This window comes from Dehalococcoidia bacterium (assembly GCA_022451965.1).
Lineage (GTDB): Bacteria > Chloroflexota > Dehalococcoidia > Lucifugimonadales > Lucifugimonadaceae > TMED-70.
This window is the reverse complement of sequence record JAKUNJ010000005.1, coordinates 84,264-101,436: the sequence shown is the minus strand read 5'-3', so window position 1 is coordinate 101,436 and position 17,173 is coordinate 84,264. Positions and strand designations below refer to the sequence as shown.

The window sequence follows — 17,173 nt, the reverse complement described above, 5'->3', positions numbered from 1 at the left end:
TAGAGGTATTTTATGAAACTAAATAGAAGAGAATTTCTATCCTTGAGTGGAAAATCAGCTGCTGGAGCAGTTATTTTTGCTGCGTGCTCAATTCCTGAACAAGAATTACTTGTTCAAAGTCCAGTTGATATGCCTGAGGATTTAGTTAGAGGAATAGATACATGGTATGCAACATCTTGGAATGATGGAGCTTCTGGGGATGGTATTTTAGTAAGAGTATTAGAAGGAAGAATAAAGAAAATTAAAGGTAACCCTGATCATCCTGTAAATAGAGGTGGAGCCAGGTCAAATCTTGATGCCGCAATTCAGCTTCATTATAATCCTGACAGATTGCATGATCATCAAGTAAGAAGATCAAAACAAGGTATACTTTCAAATGTTACAAAATCTCAAGCAGATAAGCTGATTAAAGATGCAACTTCAAAAGACAAAAAGATTGTAGTTGTAACGAATCCTACTAGAAGTACTCAAGGCTGGGTGTCTCAAAAATTTGCAGAGTCTAGAGGTGGTAGATATCTCACATTTGAACCACTTGAAGAATATAATTTTCATGAAGTTATTTCAGAACTTTTTGAATCAGAAGAAATACCTCATTTTGACATCTCCAATGCTGATAATGTACTTTCATTTGGTGCAGATTGGATTGAAAACTGGATTTCACCTGCAGGATATGGAAAGGCTTTTGGAAAACTTAGATCAGGAAATAGAGGATTTATAGCTCATGTAGAACCAAGGTTCTCATTAACTTCAGCTAACTCTGATTTGTGGATTTCTCCTAAGCCAGGAACTGAGGCTGATATCGCACTTTCTATTGCAAATGTAATAATTCAGAATAAGCTTGTTCCAGAGTCTCAAATAAATGATTACTTAAATAAATTTCCTGAGGGAAAAGTAGAATTTGGATTTACTCCAGCAGATGTCCAAAGTAGAACTGGTGTTTCTGCAAAGAAAATAATAGAAACAGCTGAAAGAATTTCTGAAGGTAATTCTATAGTTTTAGCAGGAGGGTCAACATCAGCATATACTAACGGTAAATTTAATACCTATAATGCTCTTGCGCTTAACATTCTTTTAGGTTCGGTTGGAAAACAAGGCGGAGTTATCCTAAATCCTGAAGTTCAGTCTGATTTCATAGGAGGCTCAAATAAACCAAATTCAATAGAAAATTGGGAGGAAGAATTAGCGCAGTGGCGAGCAGGATATGTTGATACAGTGATCATTAAAGGGGTAGATTTAGCTTATCTAATGCCTAACTCACTTGATGTAAAGGGAGCACTTTCAAATGTCGAAAATGTAATTTCTTTTGGAAACATAATGAATGAAACTCTTGATTTATCAGACATAATCATACCAGAAACATCATTTTTTGAAGAATGGGGATCTGAAATACCCAATCCATTGCCTGGCTTTAAGGCTATTTCATTACAACAGCCCGTAGTTGTCAAGGAAGGTCCTGGAGCTAGTGGCTCTGTTAGTTATGTTGATAAACTTATAGAACTTGAACCCTCAATAGGAAGTAGTAATAAATCAATTGTAAAAAAAGTTTTTGATAATGAATACGATAATTCAAATGGGACTGGATCTGTTCAAGCTGAAAATAAATCTTCTTTCATGAATGGAATTCAGCAGCGAGGTGGATTCTGGAACACAAAAGAAGTTGCTGACCAGAAAAAAATTAGACTAAAAAATCCATTTGAATTAAAAAATAATAGTAACTTTTCAGAGATCGACAATACTTATGGAGATGAGTTTCACTTAATACCTTTCACAAATGTTCTATCAGATGGAAGATTATCAAATTCTCCATGGGCACAACAGTCTGCTGATGGTATAACCTCAGCTGCTTGGCAAACTTGGGTTGAAATCAATTCAAAACAAGCAAGTGAACTAAATATAAAAGAAGGAGATATTATTTACTTGAAGTCTGACTCTGGTGAAATCAAATGTTTAGCATATCCTCATCCAGCAGTGCAACCAGGTACATTATGTGTTCCAACAGGACAAGGAACTCTCAAAGGTGGTAGATACGCTTCTGATAGAGGTTCAAATGTTCTCAAAATATTATCAGGATTAAAAGATGAGGATTCTGGTGCACATGCTTGGGCTTCAACAAAAGTTTCAATGAAAAGAGCTGGTGGAAACGAAAAATTACCAAAATTTGAAGGAACTGTTGAAGCTTTCCCTGCTGAGCCAGGTGTTCCTGTATTGGTTGTTGCTCCTGGGCAAACTGCTCATGAAGCTGAAGAAGAAAACCATCATAAGTATCAAGAAATGCTTAATTTCAGAGAGCATCACGATGAAGGGCATGATGATGAAAGTCATTGAAAATGAAAAATTATATTTGATCTAGATAATAAGGAAAAAATTTATGGTAACTGAAGAAAAAAGAAGTTGGGGAATGGTAATCGATACAGATAAATGTAATGGATGCAGTGGTTGTGTCACTGCTTGTCAAGTAGAAAATAATATCCCCTTAAATGATCAAAATAAATTTGAAAGAGCTAGAGTAATGTCTTGGTTAAGAATTGAAAGGTATTGGGAAGGAGAATTCCCTGATGTCAAAGCTCGATTTATACCCGTATTATGTCAACATTGTGCTAATGCCCCTTGTGAACCTGTATGTCCTGTCTATGCGACTTACCATAACAATGAGGGAATGAATATACAAGTTTATAATAGATGTGTTGGAACAAGATACTGTGCAAACGGCTGTCCTTATACTGTAAGGTTTTTTAACTATTGGGAACCAGCTTGGCCTGAAGATTTAAGAAATCACTTAAACCCAGATGTAACTATTCGAAGTAGAGGAATTATGGAGAAGTGTAGTTTCTGCGTCCAAAGAATCAGAAGAGGGACAAGAAAGGCTAAGGAAGAAAATAGAGATTTACAAGATGGCGAAATACAGACAGCCTGCCAAGAAGCTTGTTCAACAAATGCAATAGTATTTGGAGATCTCAATGATCCTAACAGTGAAGTCTCAAAGCTAGCAAAGAGTGAAAGTGATAGAAAATACACACTTATGCCTCAATTGAATACTGATCCAAACGTAATATATTTGGCTACTGTAGATCCACTTAAGTATAAAGATTTAGGAGAAAAGGCTACAAAAGATGAGCACTAATGAACATCATATGGATTGGCCTCCTAGCGAACCTAAAATTGTCAAGGATGAGCTAATTCAGACAACTGTAAAAGGAAGTTCTTTTTTCAAGAAATTGGCTTCTATTACAGCTATACTTGGTATTCTTGGTTTGATTGGCCTGCTAGGTAAATTCTTCTTAGATGGTAACGACCAAACTCAATGGGGATACGTAGCAGCAAGTTTAGCTTTTATTTTTAGTGTTACTGGCGGAGCTCCAATGGTCGCTATTGCTCCTTTTATAGCCAAGGCTAATTGGGCAAGACCTGTATCAAGGATTGCTCATGTAATTGGTGCATCAGGAGTTCTCATTAATATCATAATCATGATCCCTTTATTATGGATGCTCCCACCATTAGTTGTTGAGGGAGCAAGAAGAAGATCTATTTGGTTCGAAGCGCCCGTTTATAGCCCACATTTTTGGGATTTCTTGAGCCTGATAATGCTCGCAATTGCAGGTATTGGATTATTATACGTTTCAGCTCTACCCGACTTTGCTCTAATGAGAGATAATTCATCTGGATTTAGAAAAAAATTAGGAAATTTCTTAGCAGGAGGATTTATAGGTACAACTGTGCAATGGAGTACACTCCGTATGAGAGTCGGGATAATGAGTACTCTTTACTTTTTTATTTATATATTTGTTCATGTAGTGATTTCAATAGACTTTAGCTTGAGTATGGTCCCTGGTTGGAGAGATGCTATATATCCTATGTCACATGCAATGGGTGGTATTCAAGGTGGTGTTGCATTAGTAATAATTTTAGCTTGGATAGTTAGAAAATATGGAAATTATGATAACTACTTAAATATAAATGTATTTTGGGCATTAGGAAGACTTATGTTTGCTACTAGCCTCATGTGGATTTATTTTTTCTATTCAGCATTTATTGTTTTTTGGTACGGTAAATCTATGTCTGACATAGCATGGTTAGACCTACTAATTAGAGGTCCAATGATGTATGTATTCTTTCTTGGGATGCTTTTTAGTTTTATACTTCCTTGGTGGTGGTTGATATGGAATAAAGTGAGAAATTCAATAAATGGTCCTTTCATAGGAGCTTGTATAGCTTTATTAGGAGTATTTTTTGAAAGAATAAGATTATATGTGCCAGCTTGGTCAGTAGATCCAAAATTGATTCATGATAAATGGCTTTCAGTGATCCCTGAAACTCTTTATCCGGACATATGGGATATTCTAACCATATTGGGATCTGCAGGTGCTGTTGTTTTGGTTCTTATAGCTATTACAAGAATTGTGCCTATTATTGGTGTTTGGGAGGTACAACAGTTTAATTTATTAGCTACTCCTGTTAAGTATATAAAAGCAAATGGAATTAGAGTAGCTAAACCAGATTAATTAGAGGAAAAAATGCAACAAAGAGATAATGAAAATAGATTAAGTCAGGAATATACTAATAGAGTCCTCTTAAATGGTACCCTTCAAACTCCTAGATGGTGGTATCCAGTATTTTCTGTTTTACTTTTCTTTGTAGTAATTGGATTTATACTTTTTGGTATTCAGATAAAATATGGCCTTGGAGTCACTGGACTTAATCGACCTATTTACTGGGGGTTATATATTACAACTTTTGTTTTTTGGGTGGGTATATCTCATGCAGGAATTATGATTTCAGCAATTCTAAGAATAACTCAAGCAGAATGGAGAAGGCCTGTAACAAGAGCAGCTGAGATACTAACAATTTTTTCTCTTGCAACTGCTCTAGTTTTCCCACTAATTCATGCTGGAAGAACTTGGAGAATAGTATATTGGTTAATACCTTATGATGCAGCAAGAGGAATTTGGCCAAATATTCGTTCACCTTTGTTTATGGATCCTATTGCTATTTCTACATACTTGACTGGATCAACATTATTTTTATTTGTTGCTTTACTTCCGGATTTGGCTGTACTTAGAGATAAAACTACTGGTTTTAGAAAGGGATTTTACACAATCTTAGCCTTAGGGTGGAGAGGTAATCCTAGACAATGGAAAATGCAAGTTGTAGGAGGAATATTATTATCTGCGCTGATGCTACCCATATTTGTTTCTGTTCATTCTATAGTTTCATGGGATTTTGCAGTTACAACAGCCGTTGAAGGTTGGCATTCAACTATTTTTGCTCCATATTTTGTTATTGGAGCAGTACATTCAGGTGTTTCTGCAGTGGTCACTATGATGGCATTAATGAGATGGGGTTGGGGGTGGAATGATTTTATAAGGCCAGAACATTTTGATGCTCTTGCCAGATTGTTAACAGTAGTTGCAACAGCTTGGTTGGGGTTTACTTTCCTTGAATTATTGTTTGCTTTATATGGTTTAGATGCTCCAGAAATAGCTTTGAGAGAAATGCAGATATTTCAATATCCTTGGAATATATTATTCCTTACATTTTTACTAACGGGCTATATATTGCCTGTGCCTATGTGGTTATTCAAGAGAGTAAGAACTAATATTGCTCTTATGTTTTGGAGTTCTATTTTAGTAAATATTGGAATGTGGTTAGAGCGATTTCTAATAATAGTACCTGGGCTTGCAAGAAAAAGTCCTTTTGTATTTACTTGGGAAGCCTATAGTCCTAGTTGGTTTGAATGGTATGTTTTATTTTGGTCATTTTGCTGGGTTACTATGTTAATGTTATTATTTTCAAGGGTTTTTCCATTAGTTCCTTTGTTTGAACAAAAAGAAAGTGAAGTATTTAGCGATTCAATAAAAATTGGTCGTGCAACTGTTCCTACTATTTTTAGAGAGGAAGAGGAAGAAGAAGAGGATTAATTATGAGTAAGAGTATTCTAGGTTTATATGTAGATCCAAATAATGCAGCTGATGCGATGGATGGGCTTAAGGATTCTGGGTTCGAGAGAGGCACATTTGATGTTCTTACAGGAACACCATATCCTGAAGGTGCATTTGGTGAGTATGTCCCTCAGCATAGATTATTTAGATTCCCAGCTTTTGGTGCAATCATAGGATTTACATTGTCATTATTTCTTACAACAGCAACCCAATTGGCATACCCTCTGATTACAGGTGGAAAGCCAATATTATCGATTTTCGCAATGTTGATTATTATGTATGAAATGACTATGCTTGCAGCAGTAATCTTTAGTGTAATTGGAATTATTTTTGAGTCAAGATTACCTAATATCAATCCTGGAGTCTATGATGCAAGAATAACTGAAGGTTACATAGGTGTTGTAATAACAGTAGAAGATAAAGATTTAGACAAAGCTAGAAAAGTTCTAGAAAAAACAGGTTCAGAAGATATAAAAATGGCATAAGAGGAAAAAATATTGATCCTAATAAATAAAAAGTTAATAGCAATTTACATTTTATCTTTTTTTATATTTACTGGATGTATACAGCAATCTAATACTTATCCAGTAGAAATATTTAGTGAAATGCATTATAACCAAGCATACAGAGATCAAGAGCCTCCAAGAGTCCCTGCACATCCAGATAGTGTACCTTTCAAAAATATTGGAGAAAATTCAGAACTAAATATGAGTAAAAAAGTTCAATCTAATTACGATGGATATGAACTGTATTCTGTAAACTGTGCATTCTGTCACGGAGATAATGGTGGAGGATATGGACCTGCTGCAGATCAGATAACTTCAAAAGATAACTATTGGTATAGTGTCACAGGTGAATCTCATAAAAATCCAGCAAACTTGATATCATCAGAACTGAGTAAAGAAAATGCTGTTGTTTTCATAAAAGGTGGAGCAGGTTTAATGCCAGCTTACAAAAATATGTTAACTGAAGAAGAGATAAAATCTATTGTTGATTATGTTTGGGATGACTTACGTTAGTTATTTTATATCAATCAAAAAGATCTTATTCCTTTATACTCTTGTTTTCATTTCATGTATGGTCTCAGTAAATCAATCTGACGAAGACTTATATATAAAGCTAGAAAAAGAAATAATGTGTCCTATATGCGATGGTCAAACTTTAGACCAATCTCAATCATTAATTGCAGAAGATATGAAAAATTCTATCAAAGAAAAGATAGGTGAAGGATATAATGAAAGTGAGATAAAAAATTATTTTGTAGAAAGATATGGAGAAAATGTGCTTGCCTATCCTTCTGTTTCGGGATTCAATTTATTGGCATATATTGTTCCAATAATAGGATTGGTTTTTAGTATTCTAATTTTTTCATTCTATATCCGAAAACAAAAAGCGAGATAATCTTAATGAATAATTTCGGTTTCTATATTATGCTACTCGGCTTGGTACTTTCAATCCATGCAACATTATTTTTTTTTATAGGCGAAAAATTAAATAATCAAAATATTATCAAGAGTGCCAAGAGGAGTTTCTACTTAATAATATTGATGGTTTCATTAAGTGCATTTGCATTAATTTACTCTTTCTTGAGTAATGATTTTTCTAATATATATGTTGCTAATCATTCAAGTCTAGATATGAATAGAGCTCTCACTTTAGTAGCCTTTTATTCTGGAAATGAAGGGTCACTATTATATATTCTTCTAGTTCATGTTTTACTTAGCGGAATTATGTATAAGTTCGCAAAAAATATTATAAAAGAAAAATTAAATTACCCTTGCTCAATTCTTTCCTTCATTACCTTATTTTATCTAATGGTTTTAATATTTTTTGCGAATCCTTTTGAAGTTTCAGAATTTATTCCTGAAAATGGTAAAGGTATTAACCCTTTGCTACGGCATCCAGGCATGTACATTCATCCTCCTCTTTTAATGTCAGGGCTTGCCTCAATTTCTATACCTTTTGTATTATGTCAAGGATCTTTATTCGATAAATCTGGAAAAGCTCCATGGTATTCGATATTAAGAATATGGTGCTTAATTTCTTGGGCAGTTTTAGGTGCAGGATTATTAATTGGTGCCTGGTGGGCATACACAATTTTAGGATGGGGAGGATATTGGGCATGGGATCCAATAGAAAATGTTGGCTTGATGCCTTGGTTAGTTCTTACTGCCTTAATTCATTCACTCATGGTAGAAGAAAGAAGAGGTATGTTCAGACTTTGGAATATAATTTTAGTTTCGCTTACTTTTATTTTAGCCTTGCTCGGAACATTCATTAATAGAGGTGGTCCCGTGGTATCAGTTCATTCTTTTGCAGCATCAACTTTAGGCTTTTTATTCCTATCTTTTATGATAGTTTTGACTTTTTATAGTGTTATTTCAATTATTTATAATTATCAAAACTTAATCAAAAATGATAATAATATTGAATCCTATTTATCTAGAGAGTCTTCATTTTTATTAAATAATATTTTATTAGTCTTAACTTCATTAATAATTTTGTGGGGAGTAATTTTTCCAGTAGTTTCTATATTACTAAATGGAACAGAAATAAGTGTTTCTTCACCTTACTTTGATAAAACAGCTGGACCAATATTGCTACTAATAATTATTCTTATGGGTATTGGTCCAATTTTATCATGGAGAAAAACTACAAAAAAAGCAGTTTTTTTAAGACTTCTACCGTCTTTTGTAATAACTATTGCATCTAGTGTTTATCTATTTGCATCAGGTATAAAAGATTTTTTCCCTCTAATTTCATTTTTATCTATAATCTTTGTACTAACAATTATTATGCGAGAGTGGATTGGAGGTACAAAATCAAGAATGGGCAATTCATATAATCCACTACCATCTTTTCTTAGAATGATTATTTCAAATAGAGGAAGAAATGGTGGATATGTTGTTCATATAGCTATATTAGCTTTGGCTTTTGGAGTTGTAGGTACAAAGTTTTATGATGAAAGATTAGACCTAAATCTGTCTATAAATGATGAAATTAAATTTGATAAATACTTAATTTCATTTAATCAAATAGAACAGGAATTTATAGCTGAGAACTCTATTACTAAAGCAAAATTTACTATTTTTAATAATCAAACACAAGAAAAAATAGGTAATATTACAGCTATGCACTCTTATTATCCAAATTATAATCAAATAAGTGTCAGATCAGGAATACTAAGTAGTCCTATCGAGGATTTATATATTATTCCAAAGGATTTCATTGATGATAATAATATGACTATAAGAATTGCAATTAATCCATTAGCATGGTGGATTTGGTTATCAGGACCTATACTGATATTAGGTACATTAATAACTCTTTGGCCAACCAAAATTAAAAAGGATTAAAATGGAATTATTATTCTCAGTAATATTTCTTTTATTAGTTTTATTTTCAACATATCTAATTGTTAGCCCTTTTTATAAAAAGAAAGATAAAGATGAAAATGATGAATAGAATCAGGATCTCTAACTTTGTATTTTTATGGATTATATTAGCACTTAATTTTAATAATTATTCAAATTATATTTATGCAAATGAATCGTTGGACATTAATGAAATAAATATAAAAGAATACAATATGTCAATTTTATCTGTTAATCAAAATGATCAAGTATTATCAGTAATCACAGCAGTTAAGATTGAAAATCCTACAGATATGATATTTTCTCCTAATTTTACAGACGTTGCATCTACGGGTATGAATTTTCTAAGGTTTAGTTTACCTGAAGGTTTTTCTGATTTATACGTAGAAACAGACCTTCCGGACGGTAACTTGATAGAACTATCAAAAGGCTTTGCTATAACATCTGATATTCCTCCTGGAGAGTATAATCTAATATTTAATTTTAATATCAAATATAAATCATCGGAACTATTATTTCCTTTACATTTACCGCATGGAGCAAATAATTTTAAGATAATTATTCCTGAAGGAGCTGGAGTAATTTTGGGAAATAATATTGATTTCTCAAAACAAATAAATATTTCATCAAATATTTTTGATGAATATATAGGAGAAAATTACTCAAAGGGTGATTACTTGAATATTGAAATGAAAGATATTCCAAGCTCATTCATAAATAAAATAACAGGTAGTCTAAATTACGAAATATTAAATTTGGTAATAATCTTAATTATGATTAATTTCATAATATTTTTTTTTATTATTAGATTTTTTATAAATAGAAGAAAAAAAATTGAAAATAATTAATTCTAAAAATCTAATAATAATAATTTCTTTTCTCTTTCTAGTTTTATTTTTTTCATTAATGATTGCTGGAAGTGTTAGTGAAAAAACTCCAAAAATAAATTTGGGAGTAAATAGTATACTGGGAGAAGTTTCTATTTCTGCTCCAGAAGGTACTAAATTTAGTTTAGAAACTATTGATGGTAAAAGGATAAATTTATCTGATTATAAAGGTAAACCATTAGTGATTGATTTTTGGTCTTCTTGGTGCGGTCCATGCATCAAAGAGGCGTATATTTTATCTGATGCTCAAAAAGAATGGAGTTTTAGGGGAATAAATTTCGTTGGAATTGCGGTCTGGGATCAACCTAATGAAATCCAAGAATTTATAAATAAATACGATATTCAGTACGATATAATAATTGATAATAATGGTAGTACTGCAGTAGACTTTGGAGTAATAGCTGTACCTGAAAAATTTTTTGTTAAAAGCGATGGATCATTTGCATTTAAGATAAATGGTCCTAATAATAAAAAATCATTAGACGGTTACCTAGAGAGACTTTTGCAAGAGGATAAAGATAATGGCAATTAAGGAATTTGAAATTGGTCATAAATTTGGACCATATGAAATCACTTATGATGAAAAATCCTCAGATGCATATTCTAAAGCTATAAAAAATAGAGATATTAGAAATCATTCCCCTTTCTACTTAATTTCAACCAGTTTTGGAATTCTATTGGAAGATATAAATTTAGAAGAAGGCGCAGTTCATTTGAATCAAACAGTAAAATGGATTAAAAAGATCAATGAAAAAGAAACGGTTTTTGCCTATCCAGAAATAGTTTCAAAAACAGAAAGAAGAGGAAATTTCTTTATAAAAATTAAGATTCAATACAGAGATGGTTCTAAAATTAATTTAGGAGAATCAATTAGTACAATCTTAATAAGTGATTTAGGAGAAAAAAATTAAAGATTTTTTTGAAATAGTAGTTACTCAACAAATGATCAATGACTATGCCTCTGCATCAAAGGATTTTAACCCAATTCATTTGGATGAAGAATTTGCAGAAAAAAGTCAATTTAAGAAAAGAATAGCTCATGGAATGCTAACTCTTTCTATAATTATGGAGTATCTATATAAATACTATTCTGAAGATTGGTTCAATAATTCAAATTTTGAAGGAAGATTTAAGAATCCTGTATATTCAGAAGAAAAAATAAGAATATTCCATAAAGAAAATAGTATTGAAGGAATTGGGAAAAATATTAAAATTCTATGTATGAACGAAAGTGGTGAGGAAGTTGTTTCGGCTTCATTCACAACAGAATAAAAGAGGAATAAAATGGAAAAATTTAATGGAGTTATAGCTTTAGATGCCATGGGTGGAGATATAGGTCCCAGTGTTACGGTTCCAGCTGCTATTAGAGCAATTACAGAATTAGGAATTAATGTAGCTCTAGTGGGAGATCTAAAAAAAATTCAAAAAGAGCTTGAAAAATATCCTCAAGAAATATCTGAAAAAATGAAAATCATACCTTCTGAAGGAATTGTTATGGAAGGAGAAAGTCCTGTTCATGCTTTTCGGTCTAAGCCGAAAGCATCAGTTTTTGTATCTGCTGGATTAGTCAAGAAAGGGCATGCTGACGGATTTGTTAGTATGGGTTCTTCAGGAGCTAGCTTAGCTGCTGCAACAATCTTATTTGGGACAATTGATGGAATTGAAAGGGGTTCAATTGGTGGACCAGTCATAGGTTATTCTCCTGAAATGATCATTTTAGATTTGGGATCAAATGTTGATACCAAATCTACTCAACTAGTCGACTTTGCGGCAATTGGTAATCAAGTTTCTAAATTGATGTTTAATAAAGATAATCCTAAAGTAGCTTTATTATCTGTTGGCTCTGAAGAAGGTAAAGGAAATATGCTTATAAAAGATTCATTTGAATTACTATCTAAAAGCTCTCTAAATTTTGTAGGTAATATAGAGCCAGAAGACTTATTTGAAAGTAAAGTAGATGTGGTTATTTGTGATGGATTTGTAGGGAATATATTACTGAAAATAACTGAAGGATTAGGGAAAAAAATATCAAATGAAATTTTATATAAAAATGGTGACAAAGATTTAGCTAAAGAAATTTTTAATAAAACAAATATAGTCTCAGAGTCATATGGAGGAGGACCTATATTTGGTATTAAAGGGATAGGTATAATAGGTCATGGAGCATCAAAAATAGACACTATCGTTAGTGCTATTAATACAGCTAGAATTACAATTGAAAATGATTGGGTTAGTAAGCAAATTGAGGCTATTAATAAAATAAGATCTGAAACTAAAGGAAAATAATGGAAGAATTACCAAGAATAGTATTAATTACTGGAGCCTCAAGAGGGATAGGAAGAGCTATAGCTCTACGACTTGCAGAACAAGGACATAAAATAGCTATAAATTATAATTCTCATAAAGAAGATGCTGAAGAAGTTTTAAAAGAAATAAATAAAAGAGGCTCTTCGGGGATGATAGTAAAAGCTAATGTTTCAAAACTTGAAGAGGTACAAGAAATGATTAAACAAGTAGAAAATTCTTTAGGACCAGTAGAAATACTATATAATAACGCAGGTATTATTTCAGATTCATTACTAATGAGAATGAAGCCTGAAGATTTTGATAAAGTCATAGATACAAACCTCAAAGGGACTTTTTATTGTACCAAGCTTTGTATAAACAATATGATAAAAAATAGATGGGGAAGAGTCATAAATATTTCTTCTGTTGTAGGTATAAGAGGTAATATTGGTCAGTCAAATTATTCTGCTTCAAAAGCAGGAATTCATTCTTTTACAAAATCAGTTGCTAAAGAAGTGGCAACTAGAAATATAACTGTAAATGTTATAGCACCTGGATATATATCTACTGCTACTACAGATGTACTTTCAGATAAAGTAAAGAATGAAGTGATGTCATGGATTCCCATGCAAAGATTCGGGGAACCTGATGAAATTGCTCCAATAGCAGCTTTTTTGTCTAGAGAAGAAGCTAGATATATAACAGGAGAGATAATTAGAGTCGATGGTGGTATGGCTATATGATATTAAAAAATAAAACTGTATTAATTACAGGTGGAACTAGAGGTTTGGGTAAAGAGCTATGCTTAGAATTTGCAAGAAATGATTGTAACGTAATTTTTACTTATTCTAGAAGTATTAGTGAATCAAAAAAACTTAAGATAGAAATTGAAAAATTTGGAGTAACTGCAAAATATTTCAAACTAAATTTGTTGAGTACTAAAAATATTGAAGATTTTTCTGAAATTATAATTAAGGAGAAAATAAAGTTTGATTATTTAATTAATAATGCAGCTTCAGGAGTTATGAAAAACTCTATTGATACTACAGAAAAACACTGGGATTGGACTATGCAAGTCAATGTAAAAGGTCCTTGGATATTATCAAGAAATCTTTATTCTAATATTAATAAAAAAGGTAAAATTATAAATATTAGCTCTCCTGGTTCTACTAAAGTACTAAATAATTATTTTTCTATTGGTGTCTCAAAAGCAGCTCTAGAATCAGTTACAAGATATCTGGCATATGATTTAGCCTCTAGGGATATTAGTGTAAATTCTATTTCTGCCTCTCTTTTAGATACTGATGCAATAAAACATTTCCCTAATCAAGAGGAAATTAATAAAATTCTAAATAGGAAAAATCCTAAACAGAGAAAACTTCTAACAAATGATGTAGCAAAAGTTGTTATATATCTATGCTCGGAAGCAGGTGATATGATTGTAGGGCAAAATATCCTTGTTGACGGAGGAGACACGCTTCTTCTTCGTTAAATCAAAATATAATTTTCTGACACACTTTCTATATCTTTTTTTTTCACTAAACAAAGTCCAATATAGCTTTTATCTTCTTTAACTATACTTATAATTTTTCCGGAAATATTATTTTTAGTCTTAAAAATAGTATTAATAGATAATTTATGATTTGAGTAGAATTTAGTTATACTTCTTGATACTTTTTGGTAGTTATGAAGACGTGCTATAACTTCTTGACCAACATAACACCCTTTGTTGAAAGAAACATAATCATAAAGTCCTGTTTCTAAAGGGTTAATTTTTTCTAATTTAGGATCAAATTCAAATTTATTATTATGTATGTCAATTAATTGTTTCTTATTTTCATCTATAATCTGAAATTCAGATAACATTGATTCATGTAATTTTTTTTCTACATATATCTCATATACATATAAGGATTCTAAAACTTCTTGATAAAAAAAATCATATGAAGAAAAATTTAAATTATCAGATAATTTATCTTTAGAATAAATAGAAACCTTTGAAAGAATTCTATTCTTAACAATTTCTACATCTTCTAATATTATTAAGCTTTTTAAGTATTCAATAGTTTTGGAATTATTAGACTCGATTGTAAATAAAATATTTTTCTCATCTAAGACTTTATAGTTTAGTATGTCAATGATTGAACCTTTATTATTGGTTAGTATTGTTTTAGAAGAATTATTATTTAATTTATTTTCAATTTTATTTGTTGATATTCTATCCAAAAAAGAAATTGCATCTATTCCACTTAATTTATACGATTCAACTCCTGATAAAACATTACATAGTGGGTAATTAAACCGATAAATTAGGTTCTTAAGACTTTTCATTTTAGACAGAAAAAGAGTCTCCACATCCGCATGATGATTTAGCATTAGGATTTACAAACTCAAATCCTTTTCCATTGAGTCCATCAGTATAATCAAGGAAGGTTCCAGCTAAAAAAACATATGCTTTCTTAGGAATATAAACTTCTAGTCCATTTTGAGTTATTACTTTATCATTTTCATCAGGACCATCAACTATATCAAGAACATATTCAAGCCCTGAGCATCCACCTGCTCTAACAGCTACTTTCAAACCAAATTTATTCAATGAATCTCTAGCAGCAAACTCTTTAACCTTCTGAGAAGCCTTTTCAGAAATCTTTATTGTATTTAGTGGGATTTTACTAGTCATATTTATAGAGCTTTTTATGCTAATTCCTATACAGGATTAATGCCATGATTATAAAATCATTGTAGTATTTATTATATAAAAAAAAACATAAAAAAAAAGATTTGGCTAGACTATATACAAAAAACGGAGATAAAGGAGAAACTTTTTTATTATTCGGCAAAAAAGTTTCAAAACTTGATGCAAGAGTTGAATGCTATGGAGCAATTGATGAATGTATTTCTAACTTAGGTGCAGCTTATTCCTTATCATCAGAAAGTAAAGATAAAGAAATTTCAGAAATAATAATTAAGTTACAAAGAAAACTTTTTATAATATCTTCTGAAATTGCCTGTCCAACTGAAAAGTATGATGAATTAAAGAAAAAATATAATTATCTAACAGAAGAAATGATATTAGAAATTGAACAAATTATTGATAAATATCAATCGATAACCCCTAAAATAAATTATTTTGTACTTCCTGGAGGCAGCTTATTATCATCTTTTATAGATATAGCTAGAACTTCTTGTAGAAAATCAGAAAGACTTTGTGTCAAAGTTAAGGACTTAAAACTATTAAATAATAAAAATATACTTATTTACCTAAATAGATTAAGTGATTTACTTTTTATCATAGCTAGATATATTGATAGGGATAGTGAATATCTAAGAGCAACGGAATAAATAATGTCTGACATATCAATATTAGATACAAAATCTGCAAACTTTCATAGCGTTAAAAAAGCAGTCGATAAATTTAACCCTAATAATGAAATTACTTTTAATGAAAAAATAATCTCTGAAAGTAAAGGATTAATTATTCCAGGAGTTAGTACAACTGATACTGTACTAAATAATATAAAAGAGCTAAATTTAGAAAGGACTATTCGAGATTTTTATACTTCAGGAAAACCTATATTATGTATTTGTGTAGGAATGCAAATTTTATTTGAACATTCCGCTGAAGGAGTAATGCCTGGACTTGGAATACTAAAAGGTTCTGTAAAAAATATTCCTCAAAAAAACGAACAGAAAAACTTTAAGGTTCCTCATATGGGTTGGAATCAATTAGAAATAATCAAAAATACGGATATTTTTGAAGGAATAGCAAATAATTCTAATTTTTATTTCGTTCACTCATATTACTGTGATCCAAAGGAATCTAATATAGTAACAGGTAAAACTACATACTCAATAGAAATGTGTGTATCTTTAAAAAAAAATAACCTTTATGCGGTACAATTTCATCCTGAAAAAAGTTCACAAGATGGTCTAAAAATCTATGAAAATTTTATAAATATTGTAGATCGGAATTAATATGAAGATACTTCCAGCCTTAGATATTAGAGATGGGAAATGTGTAAGATTAATAAAAGGAAATTATGATAATGAAATTATATTTGATGAAGATCCTTTTAATGTAGCAAGAAAATTTGAAGAATTAGGTAGTAAATATATTCATATTATTGATCTAGATGGCGCTAAAGATGGTGAAACAAAAATTATGGATATAATTGCAAAAATATTAAGTAAGACTAATCTCATAATTCAAGTTGGTGGAGGAATAAGAACTTACGAAAAAGCATTTTCATACTTAAATTTAGGTGTTTCAAAAATTATTTTTGGAACAGCTGCATTTGAAAATAAAAAAGAAGTTATAAAATCCATTAACAGCTTTGGTAAATCTATTACTATAAGCATAGATGCTTTCAAGGGAGAAGTTAAAACAAAAGGATGGATGGGTAATTCAAACTTAAGTATAAAAAATATAGTGGAAGATTTTCAAAAAGAAGGATGTGAATCTTTTATTTATACTGATATTGAAAAAGATGGAACACTTTCTCATCCAAATTTTGATTACATATCTAAATTTAGAAATTTTTGCAGCACGGAATTAACTATAGCTGGAGGGATTTCATCATTAGAAGATTTAATTCAACTTAAGAATCTTAATATTGATGGAGCTATTTTGGGGATGTCTATTTATAAAAAAAATATAAACTTAAAAGAAGCATTAGAAAAGCTGTAATAT

Annotated in this window: 20 protein-coding genes; 18 read left to right on the top strand and 2 right to left on the bottom strand. The window is 31.0% G+C overall.

Annotation, left to right across the window (positions count from 1 at the left end):
• The first annotated feature begins 12 nt into the window (after positions 1 to 12).
• The 15 genes from MK083_03545 to MK083_03475 all read left to right on the top strand — a co-directional run bounded on the left by MK083_03545 (position 13) and on the right by MK083_03475 (position 13,975).
• Entirely contained in the window at positions 13 to 2,325 is a 2,313-nt protein-coding gene (locus MK083_03545; GenBank protein MCH2673526.1) for a molybdopterin-dependent oxidoreductase, read from the top strand.
• A 43-nt stretch (positions 2,326 to 2,368) separates the two neighbouring features.
• Positions 2,369 to 3,121 (top strand): 4Fe-4S dicluster domain-containing protein, encoded by a 753-nt coding sequence (locus tag MK083_03540; GenBank protein ID MCH2673525.1) that lies wholly within the window; start codon positions 2,369 to 2,371, stop codon positions 3,119 to 3,121.
• Positions 3,111 to 4,499 (top strand): hypothetical protein, encoded by a 1,389-nt coding sequence (locus tag MK083_03535; GenBank protein ID MCH2673524.1) that lies wholly within the window; start codon positions 3,111 to 3,113, stop codon positions 4,497 to 4,499. The genes MK083_03540 and MK083_03535 overlap by 11 nt, the downstream gene beginning before the upstream one ends.
• Positions 4,500 to 4,511: 12 nt before the next feature.
• Positions 4,512 to 5,915, top strand: coding sequence for a polysulfide reductase NrfD (gene nrfD / locus MK083_03530; protein ID MCH2673523.1), 1,404 nt, complete (start codon positions 4,512 to 4,514; stop codon positions 5,913 to 5,915).
• Positions 5,916 to 5,917: 2 nt separating this feature from the next.
• Positions 5,918 to 6,421, top strand: coding sequence for a DUF3341 domain-containing protein (locus MK083_03525; GenBank protein MCH2673522.1), 504 nt, complete (start codon positions 5,918 to 5,920; stop codon positions 6,419 to 6,421).
• Between the two features lie 12 nt (positions 6,422 to 6,433).
• Positions 6,434 to 6,955, top strand: a complete 522-nt coding sequence (locus MK083_03520) for a cytochrome c (protein ID MCH2673521.1) — start codon at positions 6,434 to 6,436, stop codon at positions 6,953 to 6,955.
• A gap of 58 nt (positions 6,956 to 7,013) precedes the next feature.
• Positions 7,014 to 7,337 (top strand): cytochrome c-type biogenesis protein CcmH, encoded by a 324-nt coding sequence (locus MK083_03515; protein ID MCH2673520.1) that lies wholly within the window; start codon positions 7,014 to 7,016, stop codon positions 7,335 to 7,337.
• A gap of 5 nt (positions 7,338 to 7,342) precedes the next feature.
• Positions 7,343 to 9,292: a cytochrome c biogenesis protein CcsA gene (gene ccsA / locus MK083_03510; protein MCH2673519.1), complete on the top strand. Its 1,950-nt coding sequence runs from the start codon at positions 7,343 to 7,345 to the stop codon at positions 9,290 to 9,292.
• A 92-nt stretch (positions 9,293 to 9,384) separates the two neighbouring features.
• A complete protein-coding gene (locus MK083_03505; GenBank protein ID MCH2673518.1) occupies positions 9,385 to 10,158 on the top strand; it encodes a hypothetical protein in 774 nt (257 codons plus the stop codon).
• Positions 10,145 to 10,729, top strand: a complete 585-nt coding sequence (locus tag MK083_03500; GenBank protein ID MCH2673517.1) for a TlpA family protein disulfide reductase — start codon at positions 10,145 to 10,147, stop codon at positions 10,727 to 10,729. Before MK083_03505 ends, MK083_03500 begins: the two co-directional genes overlap by 14 nt.
• Entirely contained in the window at positions 10,719 to 11,108 is a 390-nt protein-coding gene (locus MK083_03495; GenBank protein ID MCH2673516.1) for a hypothetical protein, read from the top strand. Before MK083_03500 ends, MK083_03495 begins: the two co-directional genes overlap by 11 nt.
• Before the next feature lie 31 nt (positions 11,109 to 11,139).
• Positions 11,140 to 11,469 carry a MaoC family dehydratase gene (locus MK083_03490; GenBank protein MCH2673515.1) on the top strand — a complete coding sequence of 110 codons (330 nt, stop codon included), beginning with the start codon at positions 11,140 to 11,142 and terminating at the stop codon, positions 11,467 to 11,469.
• A 12-nt stretch (positions 11,470 to 11,481) separates the two neighbouring features.
• Positions 11,482 to 12,483 (top strand): phosphate acyltransferase PlsX, encoded by a 1,002-nt coding sequence (plsX, locus tag MK083_03485; GenBank protein MCH2673514.1) that lies wholly within the window; start codon positions 11,482 to 11,484, stop codon positions 12,481 to 12,483.
• Positions 12,483 to 13,226 (top strand): 3-oxoacyl-[acyl-carrier-protein] reductase, encoded by a 744-nt coding sequence (fabG, locus tag MK083_03480; GenBank protein ID MCH2673513.1) that lies wholly within the window; start codon positions 12,483 to 12,485, stop codon positions 13,224 to 13,226. Before plsX ends, fabG begins: the two co-directional genes overlap by 1 nt.
• Positions 13,223 to 13,975: an SDR family oxidoreductase gene (locus MK083_03475; GenBank protein ID MCH2673512.1), complete on the top strand. Its 753-nt coding sequence runs from the start codon at positions 13,223 to 13,225 to the stop codon at positions 13,973 to 13,975. The genes fabG and MK083_03475 overlap by 4 nt, the downstream gene beginning before the upstream one ends.
• Here MK083_03475 and MK083_03470 read toward each other — a convergent pair.
• Positions 13,972 to 14,859, bottom strand: coding sequence for a hypothetical protein (locus tag MK083_03470; GenBank protein MCH2673511.1), 888 nt, complete (start codon positions 14,857 to 14,859; stop codon positions 13,972 to 13,974). The genes MK083_03475 and MK083_03470 overlap by 4 nt on opposite strands.
• Positions 14,816 to 15,163 carry an iron-sulfur cluster assembly accessory protein gene (locus MK083_03465; protein ID MCH2673510.1) on the bottom strand — a complete coding sequence of 116 codons (348 nt, stop codon included), beginning with the start codon at positions 15,161 to 15,163 and terminating at the stop codon, positions 14,816 to 14,818. The genes MK083_03470 and MK083_03465 overlap by 44 nt, the downstream gene beginning before the upstream one ends.
• Positions 15,164 to 15,264: 101 nt before the next feature.
• Here MK083_03465 and MK083_03460 point away from each other — a divergent pair, with 101 nt between their 5' ends.
• From MK083_03460 to hisA, 3 genes are read left to right on the top strand one after another with little or no spacing between them, the layout of a single operon-like run.
• Positions 15,265 to 15,825: a cob(I)yrinic acid a,c-diamide adenosyltransferase gene (locus tag MK083_03460; protein ID MCH2673509.1), complete on the top strand. Its 561-nt coding sequence runs from the start codon at positions 15,265 to 15,267 to the stop codon at positions 15,823 to 15,825.
• A 3-nt stretch (positions 15,826 to 15,828) separates the two neighbouring features.
• Positions 15,829 to 16,458 (top strand): imidazole glycerol phosphate synthase subunit HisH, encoded by a 630-nt coding sequence (gene hisH / locus MK083_03455; protein MCH2673508.1) that lies wholly within the window; start codon positions 15,829 to 15,831, stop codon positions 16,456 to 16,458.
• A 1-nt stretch (position 16,459) separates the two neighbouring features.
• Complete coding sequence (hisA, locus tag MK083_03450) at positions 16,460 to 17,170, top strand: 1-(5-phosphoribosyl)-5-[(5-phosphoribosylamino)methylideneamino]imidazole-4-carboxamide isomerase (protein MCH2673507.1); 711 nt, start codon at positions 16,460 to 16,462, stop codon at positions 17,168 to 17,170.
• The last annotated feature ends 3 nt before the right edge of the window (positions 17,171 to 17,173 follow it).

What these genes read in the sequence shown, in the direction of transcription:
- MK083_03525 (MCH2673522.1), top strand. Translation starts at nt 5,918, where the DNA reads ATGAGTAAGAGTATTCTAGGTTTATATGTAGATCCAAATAATGCAGCT.
- MK083_03470 (MCH2673511.1), bottom strand. Translation starts at nt 14,859, where the DNA reads ATGCTAAATCATCATGCGGATGTGGAGACTCTTTTTCTGTCTAAAATG.
- MK083_03540 (MCH2673525.1), top strand. Translation starts at nt 2,369, where the DNA reads ATGGTAACTGAAGAAAAAAGAAGTTGGGGAATGGTAATCGATACAGAT.
- MK083_03465 (MCH2673510.1), bottom strand. Translation starts at nt 15,163, where the DNA reads ATGACTAGTAAAATCCCACTAAATACAATAAAGATTTCTGAAAAGGCT.
- MK083_03495 (MCH2673516.1), top strand. Translation starts at nt 10,719, where the DNA reads ATGGCAATTAAGGAATTTGAAATTGGTCATAAATTTGGACCATATGAA.
- MK083_03475 (MCH2673512.1), top strand. Translation starts at nt 13,223, where the DNA reads ATGATATTAAAAAATAAAACTGTATTAATTACAGGTGGAACTAGAGGT.
- hisH (MCH2673508.1), top strand. Translation starts at nt 15,829, where the DNA reads ATGTCTGACATATCAATATTAGATACAAAATCTGCAAACTTTCATAGC.
- ccsA (MCH2673519.1), top strand. Translation starts at nt 7,343, where the DNA reads ATGAATAATTTCGGTTTCTATATTATGCTACTCGGCTTGGTACTTTCA.
- MK083_03505 (MCH2673518.1), top strand. Translation starts at nt 9,385, where the DNA reads ATGAAAATGATGAATAGAATCAGGATCTCTAACTTTGTATTTTTATGG.
- MK083_03545 (MCH2673526.1), top strand. Translation starts at nt 13, where the DNA reads ATGAAACTAAATAGAAGAGAATTTCTATCCTTGAGTGGAAAATCAGCT.
- MK083_03515 (MCH2673520.1), top strand. Translation starts at nt 7,014, where the DNA reads ATGGTCTCAGTAAATCAATCTGACGAAGACTTATATATAAAGCTAGAA.
- MK083_03490 (MCH2673515.1), top strand. Translation starts at nt 11,140, where the DNA reads ATGATCAATGACTATGCCTCTGCATCAAAGGATTTTAACCCAATTCAT.
- hisA (MCH2673507.1), top strand. Translation starts at nt 16,460, where the DNA reads ATGAAGATACTTCCAGCCTTAGATATTAGAGATGGGAAATGTGTAAGA.
- fabG (MCH2673513.1), top strand. Translation starts at nt 12,483, where the DNA reads ATGGAAGAATTACCAAGAATAGTATTAATTACTGGAGCCTCAAGAGGG.
- plsX (MCH2673514.1), top strand. Translation starts at nt 11,482, where the DNA reads ATGGAAAAATTTAATGGAGTTATAGCTTTAGATGCCATGGGTGGAGAT.
- nrfD (MCH2673523.1), top strand. Translation starts at nt 4,512, where the DNA reads ATGCAACAAAGAGATAATGAAAATAGATTAAGTCAGGAATATACTAAT.
- MK083_03535 (MCH2673524.1), top strand. Translation starts at nt 3,111, where the DNA reads ATGAGCACTAATGAACATCATATGGATTGGCCTCCTAGCGAACCTAAA.